This window comes from Nonomuraea sp. AD125B (genome assembly GCF_041402765.1).
In the GTDB taxonomy this organism is placed as follows: Bacteria; Actinomycetota; Actinomycetes; order Streptosporangiales; family Streptosporangiaceae; genus Nonomuraea; species Nonomuraea bangladeshensis.
The window spans coordinates 496,083-512,347 of the sequence record NZ_JBGLOU010000004.1 but is presented as its reverse complement, the minus strand read 5'-3'; the positions used below and the strand labels follow the sequence as shown (position 1 = coordinate 512,347).

Below are 16,265 nucleotides of genomic sequence, written 5' to 3'. Positions count from 1 at the left end.
CGCTAGAGCAGGACGCGCTCCAGCCACGGCCGCAGGACGGGCAGCGCGTTCTCGGCCCGCATCGCGCCCATGTGGTCGAGCCCGTCCAGCACGGCGACCTCCCAGCCGCGCGCCTCCAGCTCGCCCCGGTGCCGGGTCAGCGGCCCGGCGAGGTCCACCCGGGTCCCGCCCCACTCCTCGGCGTAGTCGATGGCGTCGGCCGAGCCGGCGAAGCACAGGCGCGGGCAGGTCAGCCGGACGGCCTTGTCGTCGAAGTCCTGGAGCGCCTCGTACAGCGTGACGAACTGCCGGGCCTGCGGCTCGCTCGGCACGTTCTGGACCGACCCCCAGTCGCCCGGCTCCACCGGCTCCGTGGCGGGCGGCGGCGGGTCGATCGCCTTCTCGTACGTGGCCGTGGTGACCTTCAGCATCTCGGCGTACGGGCCCTCGTAGGGCGGGTAGCCGCCCATCGCCAGCGCGGCCAGCCGGTCGGTGCGGAGGGCGAGCTGCAGCCCGGAGAGCGCCAGCCACGAGTAGCCGTAGTACGCGAAACTCCCGGCCCCCACCGCGTCGGCCACGGCGAGCAGGTCGGCCGACACGTTGTCCGGGGTGAGGGTGTCCGGTTTGGGGACGGCCATGAGGTGGCCGGTGTAGTCGAAGGCCGCGACGCGGAAGGCGTCGCTCAGGCCGTCGATGAGCGAGCGGCCGAGCGCCGGGTCCGCGCCCCATTTGCGCATCTCCTCGGCCTGCTCGCCCTCGATCGGGCGCGGGTCCACGGGAAGCAGCACGACCGGCCCTGAGCCGTGCACCTCCACCTCGATGCCGCTGCCGTCGTGCAGAACCGCCTCGGGCATGTCGCTCCCCCCTCATCTCATTACGCCGTAAGGCATTGCCTTCCGAACAATAGCTTAGGGCGTAAAGAGTCTCAACGGATTAGGGATGGGGACGCAGCGCATGGCCTCGCCCTCGGCGTCCGTCCAGCGCAGCAGCAGGTTCGCCTTCGCCGGGACGTACGGGTCCGACAGCAGCGCCCGCAGCTCCTCCGGATCGCCGTGCTCCCGCCCCGCGTCCTTGAACACCGACCGCGCCCGCGCCCACAGCTCGTCCCGCAGCGCGGGATAGCGCTCGGTCACCGCGCCGGCGATCTCCATCAGGTTGTTGGTCACCAGGCAGTAGACCAGCCGCTCCCAGCCGTAGGCCCGGCTCACCGAGGCCGCGCCCGGCAGGTCGGGCCGCCGCTCGGCGAGGATCCGCACGCCCTCGTGGTCGCGGAAGAGGGCCTGCGCGGGCAGGCCCCGCCCGTCCACGCCGACCAGCACGTTCTGCAGATGGCACTCGAACACGACGCCGTGCCGCAGGTAGGCGTGCAGGACCGGCGGCACCACGTGCTCCAGGTAGCGCTCCCACCACAGCAGGGCCGTGTCCTCGTCGAGGCCGTCCAGCGGGTTGCCGGGGAAGCCCTCGCTGATCCCGGCCGCCTGCACGGCCGTCAGGCCGGACCGCAGATGCGCGCCCAGCCCGTCCCGTACGATCACCGCCAGCGCCTCGCCGCCGTCCCCGCCGCCCAGGTCCGCGCTTCGGTAGCCGCGGTCGCGCAGCACGGCGGGCCGCGGCACGTGCCCGGCCAGCCCGTCGAATGCCCCGTCCACCAGCTCGGCGACCTCCCGCAGCCGCCGCAGGTCGCGGGACCAGAGGCGGCGTACGTCGTTGGTGATCCGCACGTCGAGGCTGAACTTGCAGAACAGGTCCGTCTCCGGCAGGTACACCGTGCGAATCGAGGACGTGGCCACCGCCACTTCTGAGGTGACGCCCAGGTGACGCAGCGGCGCGCCCAGCAGCTCCACCTGCCAGGGGTGGGCGGGCAGCGGCACCAGGCCGTCCGCGCCGGCGGCCGGGGCGAGCGCGTCCAGCGCGGCCGGGTCGCCGTCCTCGACGAGGAGCTCTGGGGGGACGCCGAGAATCGGCAGCGCGAAGCTCGCGCGCACCTCGGGCGAGTACCGCAGCCACTCCTCCGGGCCCGCGCCGCCCCGGGCCTTGGGCGCCGGATGGTAGCGGTGGCCGGCGAGGAGCGCCTGCTCCGAACGCAAATACAGGTCGGCGGGCGGCTCCGTGGCCCGCCGCGCGGCCAGGAGCGCGGCGGCGACGTCGCGACTGTGACGGATCTCGGCGGGCAGGACGTCGTTGGCGGTGCCCGTACGGGTGCGCAGCTCGGCGGCGGTGAGCTCGACGAGGTCGTCCAGCGGCAGCGGACGCCACCCGTCCGCGGCGCACAGCTCGGGGTCGGCGGGGAAACGCCCGCCGCTCACCCGCAGGACGTGGCCGGTCGCGGGCAGCACGTACGTGCCGGCGTCGGGACCCGGGTGGGCGACCTCCCGGACCAGGCAGTTGAGCAGCGCCGTCACCGCGAGTGCGGTGGCGTGCGTCCAGGCTTCTCGCTCCGGCCCGCCGCCGGGCGGGAGGAGGCCGTCTGTGGATGGCATGGCGACCTTCTCCTACCGTTTGTACCCATCAGCGCACACAGGCTAGCTAAACAGGATGTTCGTGGAAATCGGGGGGATTATGGGGCGAGACGAGAGTGATTTCGCTGCGGAGCTGGCCACCGTACGCCCAGCCCTGTCGGCCGCCTACGCCGCGGCCGTGCCCGGCGCCCGCGCCGCCGTCCTGGGCCGCCTGTGGCGCAGCCTCCTGCACGAACCACTCCCCGGCATCGTCACCTCCCCGGGCCACACCGCCCAACACGGCTGCCTACCTCCGGAGGGAGGCGAGGTGGTGCTGGCCGATGGGCGGCGGCTGCGCGGGCCGGAGCGGCGGCCCCATGACCTCGGCGAGGTGCCCGTCCTGTGGCTGGACGGGACGCCGTACCGGGAGCCCGCCGCGCTCCTCGCCGCGCTCGGGCTCCCCGGCAGCGCACGGCTCACCGCCGACCTGGCCAACAGCGTCGCCTCCCTGGCACTGTCGCGCGCCAACGCCCGCCCGAACGTCCACCCGGGCGTCCACCCGAACGCCCGCGTGCATGCCCGACGGGAACACCCCCGCGTCCCTGAGGACCACGAGCAGGACGTCGTGGACGGCCACCCCTACCACCCGTGCTGCCGCAACCGCCCCGGCGTGTCGGTCGCCGAGCAGCTCGCCTACATGCCCGAGCACCGGCCCGTCGTCGCCCTCGACCTGGTCGCCGTCCCCGCCGCCGACTGCCTGGTCTCCGGCCCGTGGCCGGACGCGCTGACCGACGGCGGCCGGCTGCTGCTGCCCGTGCACCCCTGGCAGAGCGAGCACGTGCTGCCGGACCTCGGCGTGCGGCCGTACCGTAAGGGGGCGATCCCGGCCCGGCCGCTGATGTCCGTGCGCACGCTCGCCCCGCTGGACGGCGGCCCGCATCTGAAGACGGCGTTCACCACGCGGATGACCTCGGCCGTCCGCGACATCTCCCCCGGCTCGATCCGCGACTGCGTCCCGCTGTCGGACCTCCTCACGGAGCTGTCCCGCCGCGCCGCAGGCCCCCGCATGATCCGCTACCTGGCCGGAGCCGCCGCGACCGTGAAGGGCGAGTTCAGCGCGGACCTCGCGGTCATGCTGCGCGAGCCCACCCGAGCCTTCGCCGGGAGCGCCGACGTGCTGCCACTCGCCGCGGTGACCGCAGACGCGGGGACCCGCGGCGCGGGGACCCCCGGCGCGGTGGCCCCCGGCGCGGTGGCCCCCAGCGCGGTGGCCTCTGGCGCGGTGGACGACCCGGCCGCCTGGCTGGCCGCGTTCGCCCGGCTCGCGCTGCCCGCCGCCCTGCGGCTGCTGGCCGCGGGCGCGGCGCTGGAGGCCCACGGCCAGAACCTCCTGGTCGTGCTGGACGGACGGGGCCGCCCCGCCCGGCTGGCCTACCGCGACCTCGCCGACGTCCGCCTGAGCCCGGCCCGGCTGGCCAGGCACGGCGTCGAGGTGCCGCCGGTCGCCGCGCGGCTGCTGCACGACGATCCCGGCGTCCTGCACGCCAAGCTGTACGGATCCCTGATCGGCACGACGTTCGGCGGCCTGGTGGCCGGCTTCTCCGGCGGCGACCGCGACGCGGAGGCCGGACTGTGGCGGATCGTGCGCGACGCCGCGCGCGAGGCGTTCGACGGCCTGCCGTGCGATCCGGACGTACGGGCCGACCGGGAGGCCCTGTTCGCCCCGTACCTCATGGTGAAGGCCCACCTGCTGGCTCAGCTCGACGGCACACCACCAGGGGACAACTGGATCAAACTGCCTAATCCACTCTTCGTATCGCCATGACTGCGAATCGTCTGGCCCTCGGCGTCGGGAGGGAGCACTATGACGGAGGACCGTGATGTGTGCCGCCGCGTTCGCGAGGCGGGGGAGGAGGGCCGTCCGGTGATGCAGCTGTCTGTGCGGCTCGTGCCCGTCGGGGAGACGACCCTGGTGGTCGCCCTCACGGGAGAGCTGGATGCGACGACCAGGCCCGTCCTGGCCGCGTTCCTGGACCCGCTGCCGCGGTCCAGGGTCAAACACGTCGTGGTCGCCGCCTCCGACCTCTGGTTCTGCGACCTCGACGGGCTGCAGCAGCTCGCGCTGACGCACAGCGCCATGCGGCGCAAGGGCGGCGGCCTCCTCGTGGCGGAGGCCAGGCCGTCGCTGCTCCGGCTCATCTCGCTCATGGACGGGCAGGCGGAGCCCATCCCGGTCTATCCGAGCATGCCGGAGGCCCTGGCGCAGACCGACGTGGACGTCTACGAGGTGTCGGGGCCGCCCACGCCGATCCCCCGCCACATGCCGCTCCTCCGCAACCTGCGCACCACCTCGCCGGGCGAGGACGCCCGCGACCGCCCGCGACCGCAGAAAGCCGCGTTGTCCCTGGTGATGAGCCGCTCGCGCGGCCTGCGCGAGCAGACGCTCCGCCAGCGCTCGACGCTGACCCGGCAGCTCCTGCGGACCGCGCAGTCCCGCACCCTGCTGCTGTCGGCCCGCGAGCGCTGCGTCGCCAGCCTGGAGGTGCTGCGTACGAGCCGCGTCAGCATCCAGTCCGCGATCGACGGCAGGGCCGCGCCGGGCACGCATGACGCCGTGCATGACCACGACGTTTCCGGACAGGAGAGGAGGCATGTGGACGACAGGAGGTGACCTCGTCGCCGCGGCGCCGGCGGAGCGGGACGCCCGTCGAAGGGGAGGACCACGTGCGCGACGACGACTTGGCCAAGGAGATCGACCAGCTCCTGCGGGACAGCCGGGCGGACGCGCGGCCGGACGCGGTGGAACGCGCCCTGTGGGTGGCCGTCCGGCGGCTGGAGGAGCGGGTGCGCACACTGGAGCGCATCACCGGCACGGCTGAGGAGCCCACGCTGCGATCCCGCATCGGCCGGGGCGACGAATCCGCGATGACCGACTGAGCGGAGCCGCCCGGCGTAGGCTGGCGCAGTGACCCCAGAGGATGAGCGCGAGCTCGACGATCTCCTCCTCCTGCTGAAGGAGACCCGCGGCTTCGACTTCACCGGCTACAAGCGCAACACCCTCGTCCGTCGCATCGCCCGCCGGCTCGAGGCGCTGAAGCTGGCCGCCTACGGCGAATACCGGGACTACCTGGAGCTGCACTCCGAGGAGTACACCCGGCTGTTCGACAGCCTCCTGATCAACGTCACGAGCTTCTTCAGGGACGCCGCCGCCTGGCAGCGGCTGCGCGAGAGCGTGCTCCCCGCCCTGATGGAGCACGATCAGCCTATCCGCGTGTGGAGCGCCGGCTGCGCCACCGGCGAGGAGGCGTACACCATCGCCATGGTGCTGGCCGAGGAGCTCGGCGTCGACGCCTTCCGCGAGCGCGTCAAGATCTACGGCACCGACCTCGACGAGAAGGCGCTGCACCTGGCCCGCACCGGGGTCTACGCCGAGCGGGCGCTCGGCGAGGTGCCGCTCGACCTGCGCGAGACCTACTTCGAGCCGGTCGAGAACGGGTTCACCTTCCGCCGCGACCTGCGCCGCCAGCTCATCTTCGGCCGCAACGACCTGACCCGCGACGCGCCGATCTCCCGCGTCGACCTGCTGCTCGTACGCAACACGCTGATGTACTTCAACACGGAGATGCAGCTCAACATCGTCCGGCGCTTCCACTTCGCGCTGGCCGACACCGGCTACCTGTTCCTGGGCAAGGCCGAGATGCTGCTCAACCACAGCGACACGTTCGAGCCCGTGGACCTGCGGATGCGGCTGTTCAGGAAGCTGAGGCCCACCGGTCACAGCACCCGGGCCAGCTGGTCGGCGGTCGGCAGCGCCTCCGACCTCGCCGCGCGGTTACCCGCCCTCGCGTCGGTCGCGCTCGCGTCGGGGCCGGTGGCGCAGCTCGTGCTCGACCTGCCGGGCGACCTGGCGCTGGCCAACTCCAGGGCCGAGGCGCTGTTCAACCTCGGCCCGCGCGACGTCGGCCGGCCGTTCCAGGACCTGGAGGTGTCCTACCGGCCGGTCGAGCTGCGCTCGGTCATCGAGCAGGCCCGCCACGAGCTGCGTACGGTCGAGCTGCGCGAGGTGGGCTGGCGGCGGCCCGGCCAGCCGGAGGACAGCGTCTTCGACGTGTCCGTGGTGCCGCTCCTCGCCTCGGGAAACCTGGCGGGCATCAGCATCCACTTCAACGACGTCACCCGTTACCGCAGGCTGCGCGACGAGCTGGAGGAGGCCAACCGCCAGCTCGAACAGGCCTACGAGGAGCTCCAGTCGCTCAACGAGGAGCTGGAGACCACCAACGAGGAGCTCCAGTCCACGAACGAGGAACTGGAGACCACCAACGAGGAGCTCCAGTCCACCAACGAGGAGCTGGAGACGATGAACGAGGAGCTCCAGTCCACCAACGACGAGCTGCAGCAGATCAACGACGCCCTCGCCGCCCGCACCATCGAGCTGGACGAGGTCAACCGGTTCGTCTCGTCGGTGGTGCGCAGCCTCGGCGACGCGGTGGTGGTGCTGGACGACCAGCTCAGGGTGATCGTCTGGAGTCCCGGGGCGGAGGAGCTGTGGGGGGTGCGGACCGTCGAGGCCGTGGGCGCGACCCTCTCGGCGCTCGACATCGGCCTGCCGCTCGACACGCTCGCCCCCCGGCTGCGGGCGGCGCTCCGCGCGGACCCGCGTGAGGAGGGGCTGGTGCTCGACGCGGTCAACCGCAGGGGCCGGCCGGTGGCGCTCTCGGTGCAGGTGTCCCGCCTGCGGGCCGAGGACGACGACACGCGCGGGCTCATCCTGGTGATGCGCGTGCTGGGCGCGGGCGGCTGACGCCCGCTCGCGTGCGTGCCACGTCCACCTCTCTCGCCCTTCACATGAAAGAGTGCGATGAAGGGACGAAACGCATGGGGAGGCTGGGGTGCCCGACGAGTTCGACGTCATCGTGATTGGCGCAGGTCCCGCCGGTGAGAACGTCGCGGACCGGGCGGTGCGCGGCGGCCTGACCGCCGCGATCGTGGAGGAGCGGCTGGCCGGCGGCGAGTGCTCCTACTGGGCCTGCGTGCCGAGCAAGGCACTGCTGCGGCCGGTGGACCTGGCCGGCGAGGTGAGCCGGGTGCCCGGCATGTCGCTCGGCGAGATCGACGTGTCCGCCGTGCTGGCCCGCCGTGACGAGGCCGTCTCGCGCTACGACGACGGCGGGCAGGTGCGGTGGATCGAGGGCGTGCCGGCCGAGTTCGTCCGCGGGCGGGGGCGGCTCGACGGGCCGAAGCGGGTCCGGGTGACGCTGTCCGACGGCGGCGAGCGGGTGCTGACCGCCCGCCAGGCCGTGGTGCTCGCCACCGGCAGCACGGCGGCGGTCCCGCCGGTGCCCGGCCTGGCCGAGGCCCGGCCGTGGACCAGCCACGAGGTGACGGCGGCCACCGCCGTCCCCGAGCGGCTGGCCGTGATCGGCGGCGGCGTCGTGGCCTGCGAGATGGCGCAGGCGATGCACGGGCTCGGCGCCCGCCAGACGACGGTGCTCGTCCGCGGCGGCGGGCTGCTCAACCGGATGGAGCCGTTCGCGGGCGAGATGGTGGCCGAGTCGTTCACCGCGGCCGGCATCGACGTGCGCACCCACACGGACGTCGTCCGGGTGGAGCGGCCCGAGCCCGGCGGGAAGATCACCGTGCACCTGTCCGACGGGCCGCCGCTGGAGGCCGACGAGCTGCTGGTCGCCACCGGCCGCGAGCCCGCCACCGGCGATCTCGGGCTCACCTCGGTGGGCCTGGCCGACGGCGGGTACGTCGAGGTGGACGACAGCATGCGCGCCACCGGCGTGGCCGAGGGCTGGCTCTACGCCGTGGGCGACGTCAACGGCCGGGCGCTGCTCACCCACATGGGGAAATACCAGGCCCGGGTGTGCGGCGACGTGATCGCGGCGCGGGCCCGCGGCGACGAGCTGTGCGAGATGCGCGACCTCGCCGACCACTACGGCGCCCCGCAGGTGGTCTTCACCGACCCGCAGGTCTGCGCGGTCGGCCGTACGGAGGAGGCGGCGAGGAAGGCGGGCTTCCACGCGCGCGCCGTCGACTACGACCTCGGCTCGGTGACCGGGGCCTACCTGCTGGGCGACGGCTACCGCGGCAGGGCCAGGGCCGTCGTGGACGAGGACAGGAGGGTGCTGCTCGGGGTGACGTTCGTCGGCCCGGGGGTCGGCGAGCTGCTGCACGCGGCCACGATCGCGGTCACCGCCGAGGTGCCGATCGACCGGCTCTGGCACGCCGTGCCGTCGTTCCCGACGGTCAGCGAGGTGTGGTTGCGCCTGCTGGAGGCGTACGGGCTGTAGAAGAGAGCTCCGCGAGGATGTCCGCGACGCTGTCGCGGAGCTCGACGTGCGCGAGCAGGTCCGTCTGCCGCAGCACGTCCAGCAGGTGGCCGGACGGCCGGACCAGGATGATCCGGCCGTCGGCGTCCTCCTCCTCCATGCGCTGCATCGCCATCGCCAGCACGCCGATCACCGAGGAGTCGTAGAAGTCGAGCTCGGCGAGGTCGAAGACGAGGACCGGGCCGTCGGACCAGTCCCAGACGTCGTTGACGCGGGCGCTGAACCTGACCCGCCCGGCGTGGTCGAGCCGGCCGCCGGCGCGCAGGACCGTGCAGTGCGGATGGCGCGTCGTGTCGATGCGCAGGCCGTTGCTGGTCACCTGTTCCTCCTGCCCCAGGGGCGGCGTTTTCACAGGTGATCGCCGTTTTACCTGTTCATCCCCGCTCGGACAGCCGCGTCCCGCTGACAGTGGCCTGCTCCAGCGTGGGGACCACGCCGGGGACGGGCGTGAGGACCACCAGCAGCGGTGAGCCGGCCGGGCACGGCAGCTCCAGCTCGGTGAGGTTGCCCTGGGGGCGCTGCTCGGGCACGCCGAGGTCGCCGTCCCTGATGCTGAGCACCTGTTCCACGTGCGGGGCGGCGGCCCGGACGAGCTTCCTGGTGGCGTGCCGCAGCCAGCGCAGCTCGCTGTTGATCCGCCGCCAGGTCGCGGGGATGACGGCGGCCGGCTCCGCCTTGGTGCCGAGCCGGAGGGTGAGGTAGCCGCTGGAGCCGAACGTGTGCCGCAGCGCGGGGTTGACCAGGAACAGGTTGGAGCGGAGCTGCCGGGTGCCCTGCCGGTTGAGGTTGACCAGCCCGCCGGCGCTGATCAGCGAGCCCACCTCGCAGCGGCAGCCGTCGAGCTGGTCGGTGTCGAAGTCGGCCGCCGGCGGCTCCTCGAACACGATCTTGTCGAGGCGCAGCCCGGCCACGCCGTCGGTCAGGATCCGGCCGCCGAGCAGCTCGCGCACCTCGGGGCTGACGCCGTCGCCCTCCATGATGTCGAGCGCCTCGACGCAGATCAGCCCGTCGTCGGGGATCTCGTCGGCGGACAGGTCGAAGGCGACCTGGGCGTGCGAGCGGCGGCCGCGCAGCAGCACGCACTGGCGCAGCCGGCCCTGCGAGCGGATCTGGACCAGCCGGGGCAGCGCGGCGGCCGCCTCGGTGACGCCGTTGTGCCAGCCGCTCACCGAGTGCTCGTCCACCGACAGGGACATGCGCACCCGCAGCGGGCGGCCCTGCGCGGCGATCTTGAAGCCGGCCAGTCCCGAGGTCTCGAACCGGCCGATGATCTGCGAGCCGCGATGCAGCCGGTCGGTCACCTGGAGGGCGGCGATCTGGCCGCTGCGCAGGTGCGCGGGCGGGATCGCGGGCAGGATCACCTGGTCGAGGTCGGTGCCGGACCCAACGTTGTTCAACGGTTGCTCCTCGCGGGGGTGAGAGTGGCGGACAGCCCTGCCGGATGACGGAAGTCGAAGCGGGTGAGCAGGGGTTCACGCCGCTCCCACATGCGGTGCACCGCGCCGAAGAGGGGGTCGCCGTCGCGCTCGACGTAGCGAAGGTTGACCGCCAGCACGCGCGGGTAGTCCGCGCCGTGCGCCCAGTGCGGCAGGAGCTGGGTGGGCACGTCCGCGCCGCAGCGGCGCATCCACAGCCACAGCCGGGCGCGCTCGCGCTGCTCGGGGCCGAGGATGGTCTCGCCCTTGGCGTGCGTGGCGACCGCCTCCTCCAGCAGCCGCACCTGGTCCGACGCCGTACGCGCCAGATGGGTGGCGCCGCAGTGGGCGCCCGCCGAGAAGCCGGACTGGATGACGGGGATGCCGAAGGCGGGCAGGTCGCTGTCCTCGAAGCTGACGGCGACGTCGGTGAGGCTCCACAGGAGGTTCGTGGACAGCTCGCCGAGGCCGGAGCGCACGCGCCGGTGATCGGGCGCGATCGGGTCGACGAACAGCCAGTTGGCGGACTCCTCGGCGGCGGCGAAGCGCGCGGTGGTCTCGAACAGCTCGGTGTCCCTGCCGGGCGCGTGCGCGGCGACCGTGATCGTGGGCAGGCCGGGGTCGAGGCCGAGGCGGGCGCAGCCGTAGGCGCGGAGCTGGCGGCGCTCGGTGTCGGTGCGGACCTGGTAGCCGCTCTTGGCCTGCCAGGCCACCCGCTCGGCGCTGGGCCTGATCATCTCGCGGTTCGGCCAGACGTACTGCTCGAAGAAGGCCGCCACGCGGCCGGGCAGCTCGTCCTCGAACGACCTCGGCCCGTCGTCGGGGAACAGCGCGTACGCCTGGAGCGTGCCGGTGCCGTGCACGTGCACGACGGGGATGTCCCTGGGCAGGTCGCGGTCCACCCGCCCGGTCACCAGGGCGACCGGCGGCGTCTCGGGCTGGGGGTCGGCCGCCGCGCCGAACACCTCGGCGAGCTGCCGGGACTCCGGGTCGCCGTGGACGACCAGCCGCGCCGCGGCGGCGTCGCACACGGCCTTGGCGACCATGAGCGTCCGCACGACGACCCTGATGTCCTGGTCGAACACCTCCGCCACGACGCATCGCTCGCCACCGGGACTGTCTCCCCAGTAGGTACGGGCCGCGCGGAGCAACCGATCGAATTGCCCGCCATCTCCGACACGATGCATGAGACCTCCAACGGGGCAGGTAGATATGCCCTGGTAGAGGCTGCCAGAGGGCCCTACGTCCGCCCCTGCGCCGCGACGACGTTTTGCCGACGCCTGACGGGAACCAGAAGGAACCGTGTCGTCCCGCACGATGTGCCGGAAGTCACGAGGGCCGGGAGCGAACCAACCGGCCGTCGCCGTGGTCCAACGTTTTACATGGAGCACGCCATGCCCGGGTTTAGGATGCACCCTATTGCCACGAAGGGGAGGAATTTCCGCATGGGTTCCCGCATGTCAGGTATCGCGCGTCTCACCGCGGCGGCGGTGGCGGCCGGCGTGGTGGCCGCGGCCATCGCACTGCCCGCGGTAGGTGGCACGGGAGCCATGTTCGTCGGCGCCTCGGAGGATCTGGGCATCAAACCCGAGGAGCTCAAGGAGCCCCCGCTGGCCGAGCGCACCACCGTCCTCGACGCCAAGGGCAACGAGATCGCCTGGTTCTACGAGCAGTACCGCGAGAACGTCACGCTCGACCAGGTGGCCGACGTGATGAAGAAGGCCATCATCGCGATCGAGGACTACCGCTTCTACGAGCACGGCGCCATCGACATCGAGGGCACCATGCGCGCCCTGGCCAAGAACCTCGCCTCCGGCGGCATCGCCCAGGGCGGCTCGTCGATCACCCAGCAGTACGTCAAGCAGGTGCTGCTCAACTCGGCGACCACCGAGAAGGAGAAGAACGCCGCGCTGGAGGCCAGCTACGCCCGCAAGCTCAAGGAGCTGCGGTACGCGATGGCCGTCGAGAAGAAGTACACCAAGGACCAGATCCTGGAGAAGTACCTCAACATCGCCTACTTCGGCGCCGGCGCGTACGGCGTGGAGGCCGCGGCCCAGCGCTTCTTCGGCGTGAGCGCCGACAAGCTCACCCTGTCGCAGGCCGCCACCCTGGCCGGCGCGGTGCAGGACCCCAACGCCACCGACCCCAACCTGGGCAAGAAGCAGCGCGCGAAGCTGCTCAACCGGCGCAACGTGGTGCTCGCCCGGATGGCCGAGCTGAAGAAGATCACGCCGGAGGAGGCCGAGGAGGCCAAGTCCAAGAAGCTCGGCTGGAAGAACACCGCGATCCCCGGCGGGTGCGGCGCCAGCACGTATCCGTACTTCTGCATGTACGTGCGCAACGAGATCCTCAGCAACTCCGACTTCGGCAAGACGGCCAAGGCCCGCGAGCAGTTCCTCAACCGCGGCGGCCTGACGATCAAGACCACGATCGACCCGAAGATGCAGAAGGCGGCCGAGCGGGCCATCAAGAAGCACGTCTTCGCCAGCGACAACCCGGTGGCCTCCGAGGCGCTGGTCCAGCCGGGCACGGGCGCGATCAAGGCGATGGCGGCCAGCCGCGCGTACGGCACCAACAAGCGCAAGAAGGAAATGTCGTACAACGTGGTCGCCGACGCGGTGCACGGCGGCGGCGTCGGCTTCCAGGCCGGCTCGACGTTCAAGACCTTCACGCTGCTGACCGCGCTCGACCAGGGCATGAAGATCAACGACGGGTTCACGGTCGGCAGCGGCTACCGCGCCCCCTACTACTCGACGTTCAAGAACTGCAAGGGCGAGAACATCGCCGACCCGAGCCACACCGTCACCAACGACGAGGGCGGCGGCGGCTTCAAGTCGCTGGCCACCGGCACCTGGGGCTCGGTCAACACCTTCTTCATGATGCTGGAGCAGAAGGCGGGGCTCTGCAATGTCGTGAAGACCGCCAAGAGCCTCGGCATCAAGCGCTCCGACGGCCTGCCCCTGCAGGAATACTCCACGTTCACGCTCGGCATCAACGAGATGGACCCGGTGACCGTGGCCAACGCCTACGCGGCGATCGGCGCGCGCGGCAAGTACTGCGCGCCCATGGCGATCAGCTCGATCAAGGACCGCAACGGCAAGGTCACGACGTACAAGCCGAAGTGCAAGCAGGCGATCGACCCCGAGGTGACCGACGCGGCGGCGAACATCCTGTCGGGCGTGTTCACCAAGGGCACGATGCGCGGCGTCGGCGGCATCGGCCGCCCTGCGGCGGGCAAGACGGGCACCACCGACTCGCAGGCCACCGCCTGGTTCGCCGGGTTCACGCCGGACCTCGCGGGCGCGGTCAGCATCGGTGACCCGCGCGGCGCGGTCACCCACAAGCTCAACAACATCACGATCGGCGGCAAGTACTACGGCTCGGTCTTCGGGGCCTCCATCCCCGGCCCGATCTGGAAGGACACCATGATCGAGGCGCTGAAGGGCGTCCCGCCGACGGACTTCACCCCGGTCAACAGCTCCAGGTTCGGCGGGTGCGGGTCGAGCTGCGCGCCGCGTCAGCCGGTCGAGCCCGAGCCGGGCGACGACGGCGACGGCTTCGACGTCCGCTTCGGCGGCGAGGACGGCTGAGCGGCAAGGGTTCTTTTCCATAAGGTCGGATACGACAAATCGGACATGGAAATATGCCGGTGATCAACCCTCGGAACAAAAACTCCGAGGGTTACCACCGCCGCTAGCTCCGCAAATTCCGGAAGCGTCCGCACAACCGGACGCACTCTCAGCAAAGGCCCTATTAACAACGGCGAAACGTTGGTAACGTTGGGAGCGCTCCCAGGATCTTTCCGCGAGGTGCTCCATGACCGAGCAGCCCACACTGGCACAGGTGGCGGCCGCTGCAGGGGTTTCCCCCGCGACCGCCTCAAGAGTCCTCACGGGCTCGGTGCGGGTCAGTACCTCGACCCGCCGCCAAGTCTACGACGCCGTCTCCCGGATGGGTTACGTCCGCCATCGGGCGCCCAGGGGCGCGGCAGCCAAAACCACCGCCGACGGCGTCACCGCCGTTATCTGTGACCATCTTCCCCGACTGTTCTCCGAGCCCTACTACGCCAGGCTCCTGTCCGCCGCCGGCGCGGTGATCGCCGAGCACGGCACCCACCTCATGGTGACCACCGTCACCCCGACCTCCTCGATCCTCCCCGCGCTGTCCGGCGCGGTGCTCATCATCGGGGCCCGGGAACGTCACCCGCTGGCCATCAAACTGTCCACCTCGGGCATTCCGGTCCGTAACATCGGCCGTCCGCCCCACGACCTCAAACTGCCGTACGCCGACGTCGACAACCTCGACGGCGGACGGCAGGCGGCCGAGCACTTCCTCCTCACCGGCCGCCGCAACGTCGCCGCGATCGGTGGCCCACCGTCGCTGCCGGCCGCCCGCGACCGGCTCGAAGGGCTCGTCCGCACCCTCCAGGCGGCCGGCGCCCCCGACGTGCCGGTGGCCTACGGCGACTTCACCGCCGCATCGGGCACGCATGCGATGCAGTGGTTGTTACGTCACGCTCCAGGGCTGGACGCCGTGTTCGTCGCCTCCGACCTCATGGCCGCGGGCGCGATCCAGGCGCTGCGCAGGGCCGGGCGCAAGGTGCCCGCCGACGTCGCGGTCATCGGGTTCGACGACGCGCCGGTGGCCAAGCACACCGTCCCCGCGCTGACCACCATCCGCCAGCCCGTCGAGGAACTGGCCACGGTGGCCACCCGGCTGCTCCTCACAGGGGCGGCGGGAGTGGACCCCGTCCTGCCCACGGAACTGGTCGTCCGTGAGACGGCTTGAGCCAGGGGACGTTCTGGCCCGGCGGTATCTGCTGCTGGATCCGCTGGCCAGAGGCGGCATGTCGATCATCTGGCGTGCCTTCGACCAGTCACTGCACCGGATGATCGCGGTCAAGGTGCTCACCGCCTCCCTGCACACCGACCAGGGTGAGCGGGTGAGCGTGCGCAGCGAGGCCCGTGCCGCCGCCAGGTTCCTCCACCCCGACACCATCGAGATCTACGACTACGGGGAGACCGTGACCCCGCACGGCTCCCTCGCGGCCTACGTCGTGATGCCGCTGCTCGACGGCACGCCGCTGGCCGACCGCATCGAGCAGGGACCGCTGCCGTGGGCCGAGGCGGCGGCCATCGCGCTCCGCCTGGCCCGCGTCCTCATGGCCGGGCACGCGCGCGGCCTGGTCCACCGGGACGTCACCGCCGAGAACGTGCTGCTCACCGACGACGGGCCGAAGCTGCTCGACTTCGGCATCGCGGCGTGGACGGGCGACCCCGAGGACGACCGCGGCACCCCGCCGTACGTCGCCCCCGAACGCCTGCTCGGCGCGCCCACCCATCCCGCCGTGGACGTCTACGCCCTGGGCGTGCTGCTGCACACCATGCTCACGGGGCGCACGCCGTACCCGGAGACCACGTGGGAGGAGATCGAGGCGGCCCGCCGCACGTCTCCCCCGCCGCGGGTCCCCGGGGTGCCGCACGCCGTGGCCTCGCTCTGCCAGCGTTGCCTCGCGCACCGGCCGGAGGAGCGGCCCACGGCGGCGGAGATCGTCGCGGGGCTCAACTCCGCGCTGGGCGCGGCCTCCGTCGGCCGGCACGTACGCCGGGGCGTGACCGTGGTGGGATCTGCCGCGGTCGCGCTTTCGGCGCTGCTGTGGTTCCAGCAGACCGGGATCCAGCGGGCCGTCGTCCAGCAGCCGTCCGCCACGCCGCCGCCACAGCAGCAGCAGGAGCGGGTGGTCGCCGAGCCGTCGGCCGGCGTCACCGCCCGCTACATGGAGAGCAGCCCCGCCTCGGCCGTCACGGTCGAGCAGGCGGTCACCCGGTTCCAGAGCGTGCTGGAGGCCCGTACGCCGTGCGGCGCGACCGACGCCGACGTCGTCCTCGACCTCAAGCAGGTGCTCCAGACCACGGTGGTGCCGCGGGGCCCGTACGCGACCACCACGCAGAACCTGCGGCAGAAGCTCTCCGACCGGCTGCGGGAGGGCCGGCTCGCGCCGGCCTGCCTGAGCGAGCTGCAGGCCCGGCTCGACGACATCGAGCAGGCGATGGAACGGGACTGAGCGTTTGACGGATTGCATTTGACGGATTGCATTT

At 72.1% G+C, this 16,265-nt stretch carries 13 protein-coding genes; 8 read left to right on the top strand and 5 right to left on the bottom strand.

The window, feature by feature from the left end:
- Positions 1 to 2 precede the first annotated feature (2 nt).
- Positions 3 to 833 (bottom strand): alpha/beta fold hydrolase, encoded by an 831-nt coding sequence (locus ACBR40_RS14355; RefSeq protein ID WP_371248961.1) that lies wholly within the window; start codon positions 831 to 833, stop codon positions 3 to 5.
- Between the two features lie 54 nt (positions 834 to 887).
- Positions 888 to 2,459: an IucA/IucC family siderophore biosynthesis protein gene (locus tag ACBR40_RS14350; RefSeq protein WP_371248960.1), complete on the bottom strand. Its 1,572-nt coding sequence runs from the start codon at positions 2,457 to 2,459 to the stop codon at positions 888 to 890.
- A 79-nt stretch (positions 2,460 to 2,538) separates the two neighbouring features.
- Here ACBR40_RS14350 and ACBR40_RS14345 point away from each other — a divergent pair, with 79 nt between their 5' ends.
- From ACBR40_RS14345 to ACBR40_RS14325, 5 genes are all read left to right on the top strand, one after another.
- Positions 2,539 to 4,242 (top strand): IucA/IucC family protein, encoded by a 1,704-nt coding sequence (locus tag ACBR40_RS14345; protein WP_371248959.1) that lies wholly within the window; start codon positions 2,539 to 2,541, stop codon positions 4,240 to 4,242.
- A gap of 102 nt (positions 4,243 to 4,344) precedes the next feature.
- Complete coding sequence (locus tag ACBR40_RS14340) at positions 4,345 to 5,088, top strand: STAS domain-containing protein (RefSeq protein ID WP_371248997.1); 744 nt, start codon at positions 4,345 to 4,347, stop codon at positions 5,086 to 5,088.
- Positions 5,089 to 5,141: 53 nt separating this feature from the next.
- Positions 5,142 to 5,354, top strand: coding sequence for a hypothetical protein (locus ACBR40_RS14335; RefSeq protein WP_344213427.1), 213 nt, complete (start codon positions 5,142 to 5,144; stop codon positions 5,352 to 5,354).
- 28 nt (positions 5,355 to 5,382) lie between these two features.
- Positions 5,383 to 7,218 carry a CheR family methyltransferase gene (locus ACBR40_RS14330; protein ID WP_371248958.1) on the top strand — a complete coding sequence of 612 codons (1,836 nt, stop codon included), beginning with the start codon at positions 5,383 to 5,385 and terminating at the stop codon, positions 7,216 to 7,218.
- A gap of 88 nt (positions 7,219 to 7,306) precedes the next feature.
- Complete coding sequence (locus tag ACBR40_RS14325) at positions 7,307 to 8,713, top strand: NAD(P)/FAD-dependent oxidoreductase (RefSeq protein ID WP_371248957.1); 1,407 nt, start codon at positions 7,307 to 7,309, stop codon at positions 8,711 to 8,713.
- On the opposite strand, the gene ACBR40_RS14320 is transcribed toward ACBR40_RS14325, so the two are convergent.
- Genes ACBR40_RS14320 through ACBR40_RS14310 form a run of 3 tightly spaced genes read right to left on the bottom strand, consistent with a single transcriptional unit; the run spans position 8,670 to position 11,261 of the window.
- On the bottom strand, positions 8,670 to 9,071 hold the full coding sequence (locus ACBR40_RS14320) for an STAS domain-containing protein (protein ID WP_371248956.1): 402 nt from the start codon (positions 9,069 to 9,071) through the stop codon (positions 8,670 to 8,672). The genes ACBR40_RS14325 and ACBR40_RS14320 overlap by 44 nt on opposite strands.
- A gap of 55 nt (positions 9,072 to 9,126) precedes the next feature.
- Entirely contained in the window at positions 9,127 to 10,149 is a 1,023-nt protein-coding gene (locus ACBR40_RS14315; protein ID WP_344213435.1) for a hypothetical protein, read from the bottom strand.
- Positions 10,146 to 11,261: a hypothetical protein gene (locus ACBR40_RS14310; protein WP_344213437.1), complete on the bottom strand. Its 1,116-nt coding sequence runs from the start codon at positions 11,259 to 11,261 to the stop codon at positions 10,146 to 10,148. Before ACBR40_RS14310 ends, ACBR40_RS14315 begins: the two co-directional genes overlap by 4 nt.
- A gap of 363 nt (positions 11,262 to 11,624) precedes the next feature.
- Between ACBR40_RS14310 and ACBR40_RS14305 the strand changes: the two genes are divergently transcribed.
- The 3 genes from ACBR40_RS14305 to ACBR40_RS14295 all read left to right on the top strand — a co-directional run bounded on the left by ACBR40_RS14305 (position 11,625) and on the right by ACBR40_RS14295 (position 16,231).
- Positions 11,625 to 13,757 (top strand): transglycosylase domain-containing protein, encoded by a 2,133-nt coding sequence (locus tag ACBR40_RS14305; RefSeq protein ID WP_344213439.1) that lies wholly within the window; start codon positions 11,625 to 11,627, stop codon positions 13,755 to 13,757.
- A gap of 226 nt (positions 13,758 to 13,983) precedes the next feature.
- Complete coding sequence (locus ACBR40_RS14300) at positions 13,984 to 14,955, top strand: LacI family DNA-binding transcriptional regulator (protein ID WP_344213441.1); 972 nt, start codon at positions 13,984 to 13,986, stop codon at positions 14,953 to 14,955.
- Positions 14,942 to 16,231: a serine/threonine-protein kinase gene (locus ACBR40_RS14295; protein ID WP_344213443.1), complete on the top strand. Its 1,290-nt coding sequence runs from the start codon at positions 14,942 to 14,944 to the stop codon at positions 16,229 to 16,231. The genes ACBR40_RS14300 and ACBR40_RS14295 overlap by 14 nt, the downstream gene beginning before the upstream one ends.
- Positions 16,232 to 16,265 lie beyond the last annotated feature (34 nt).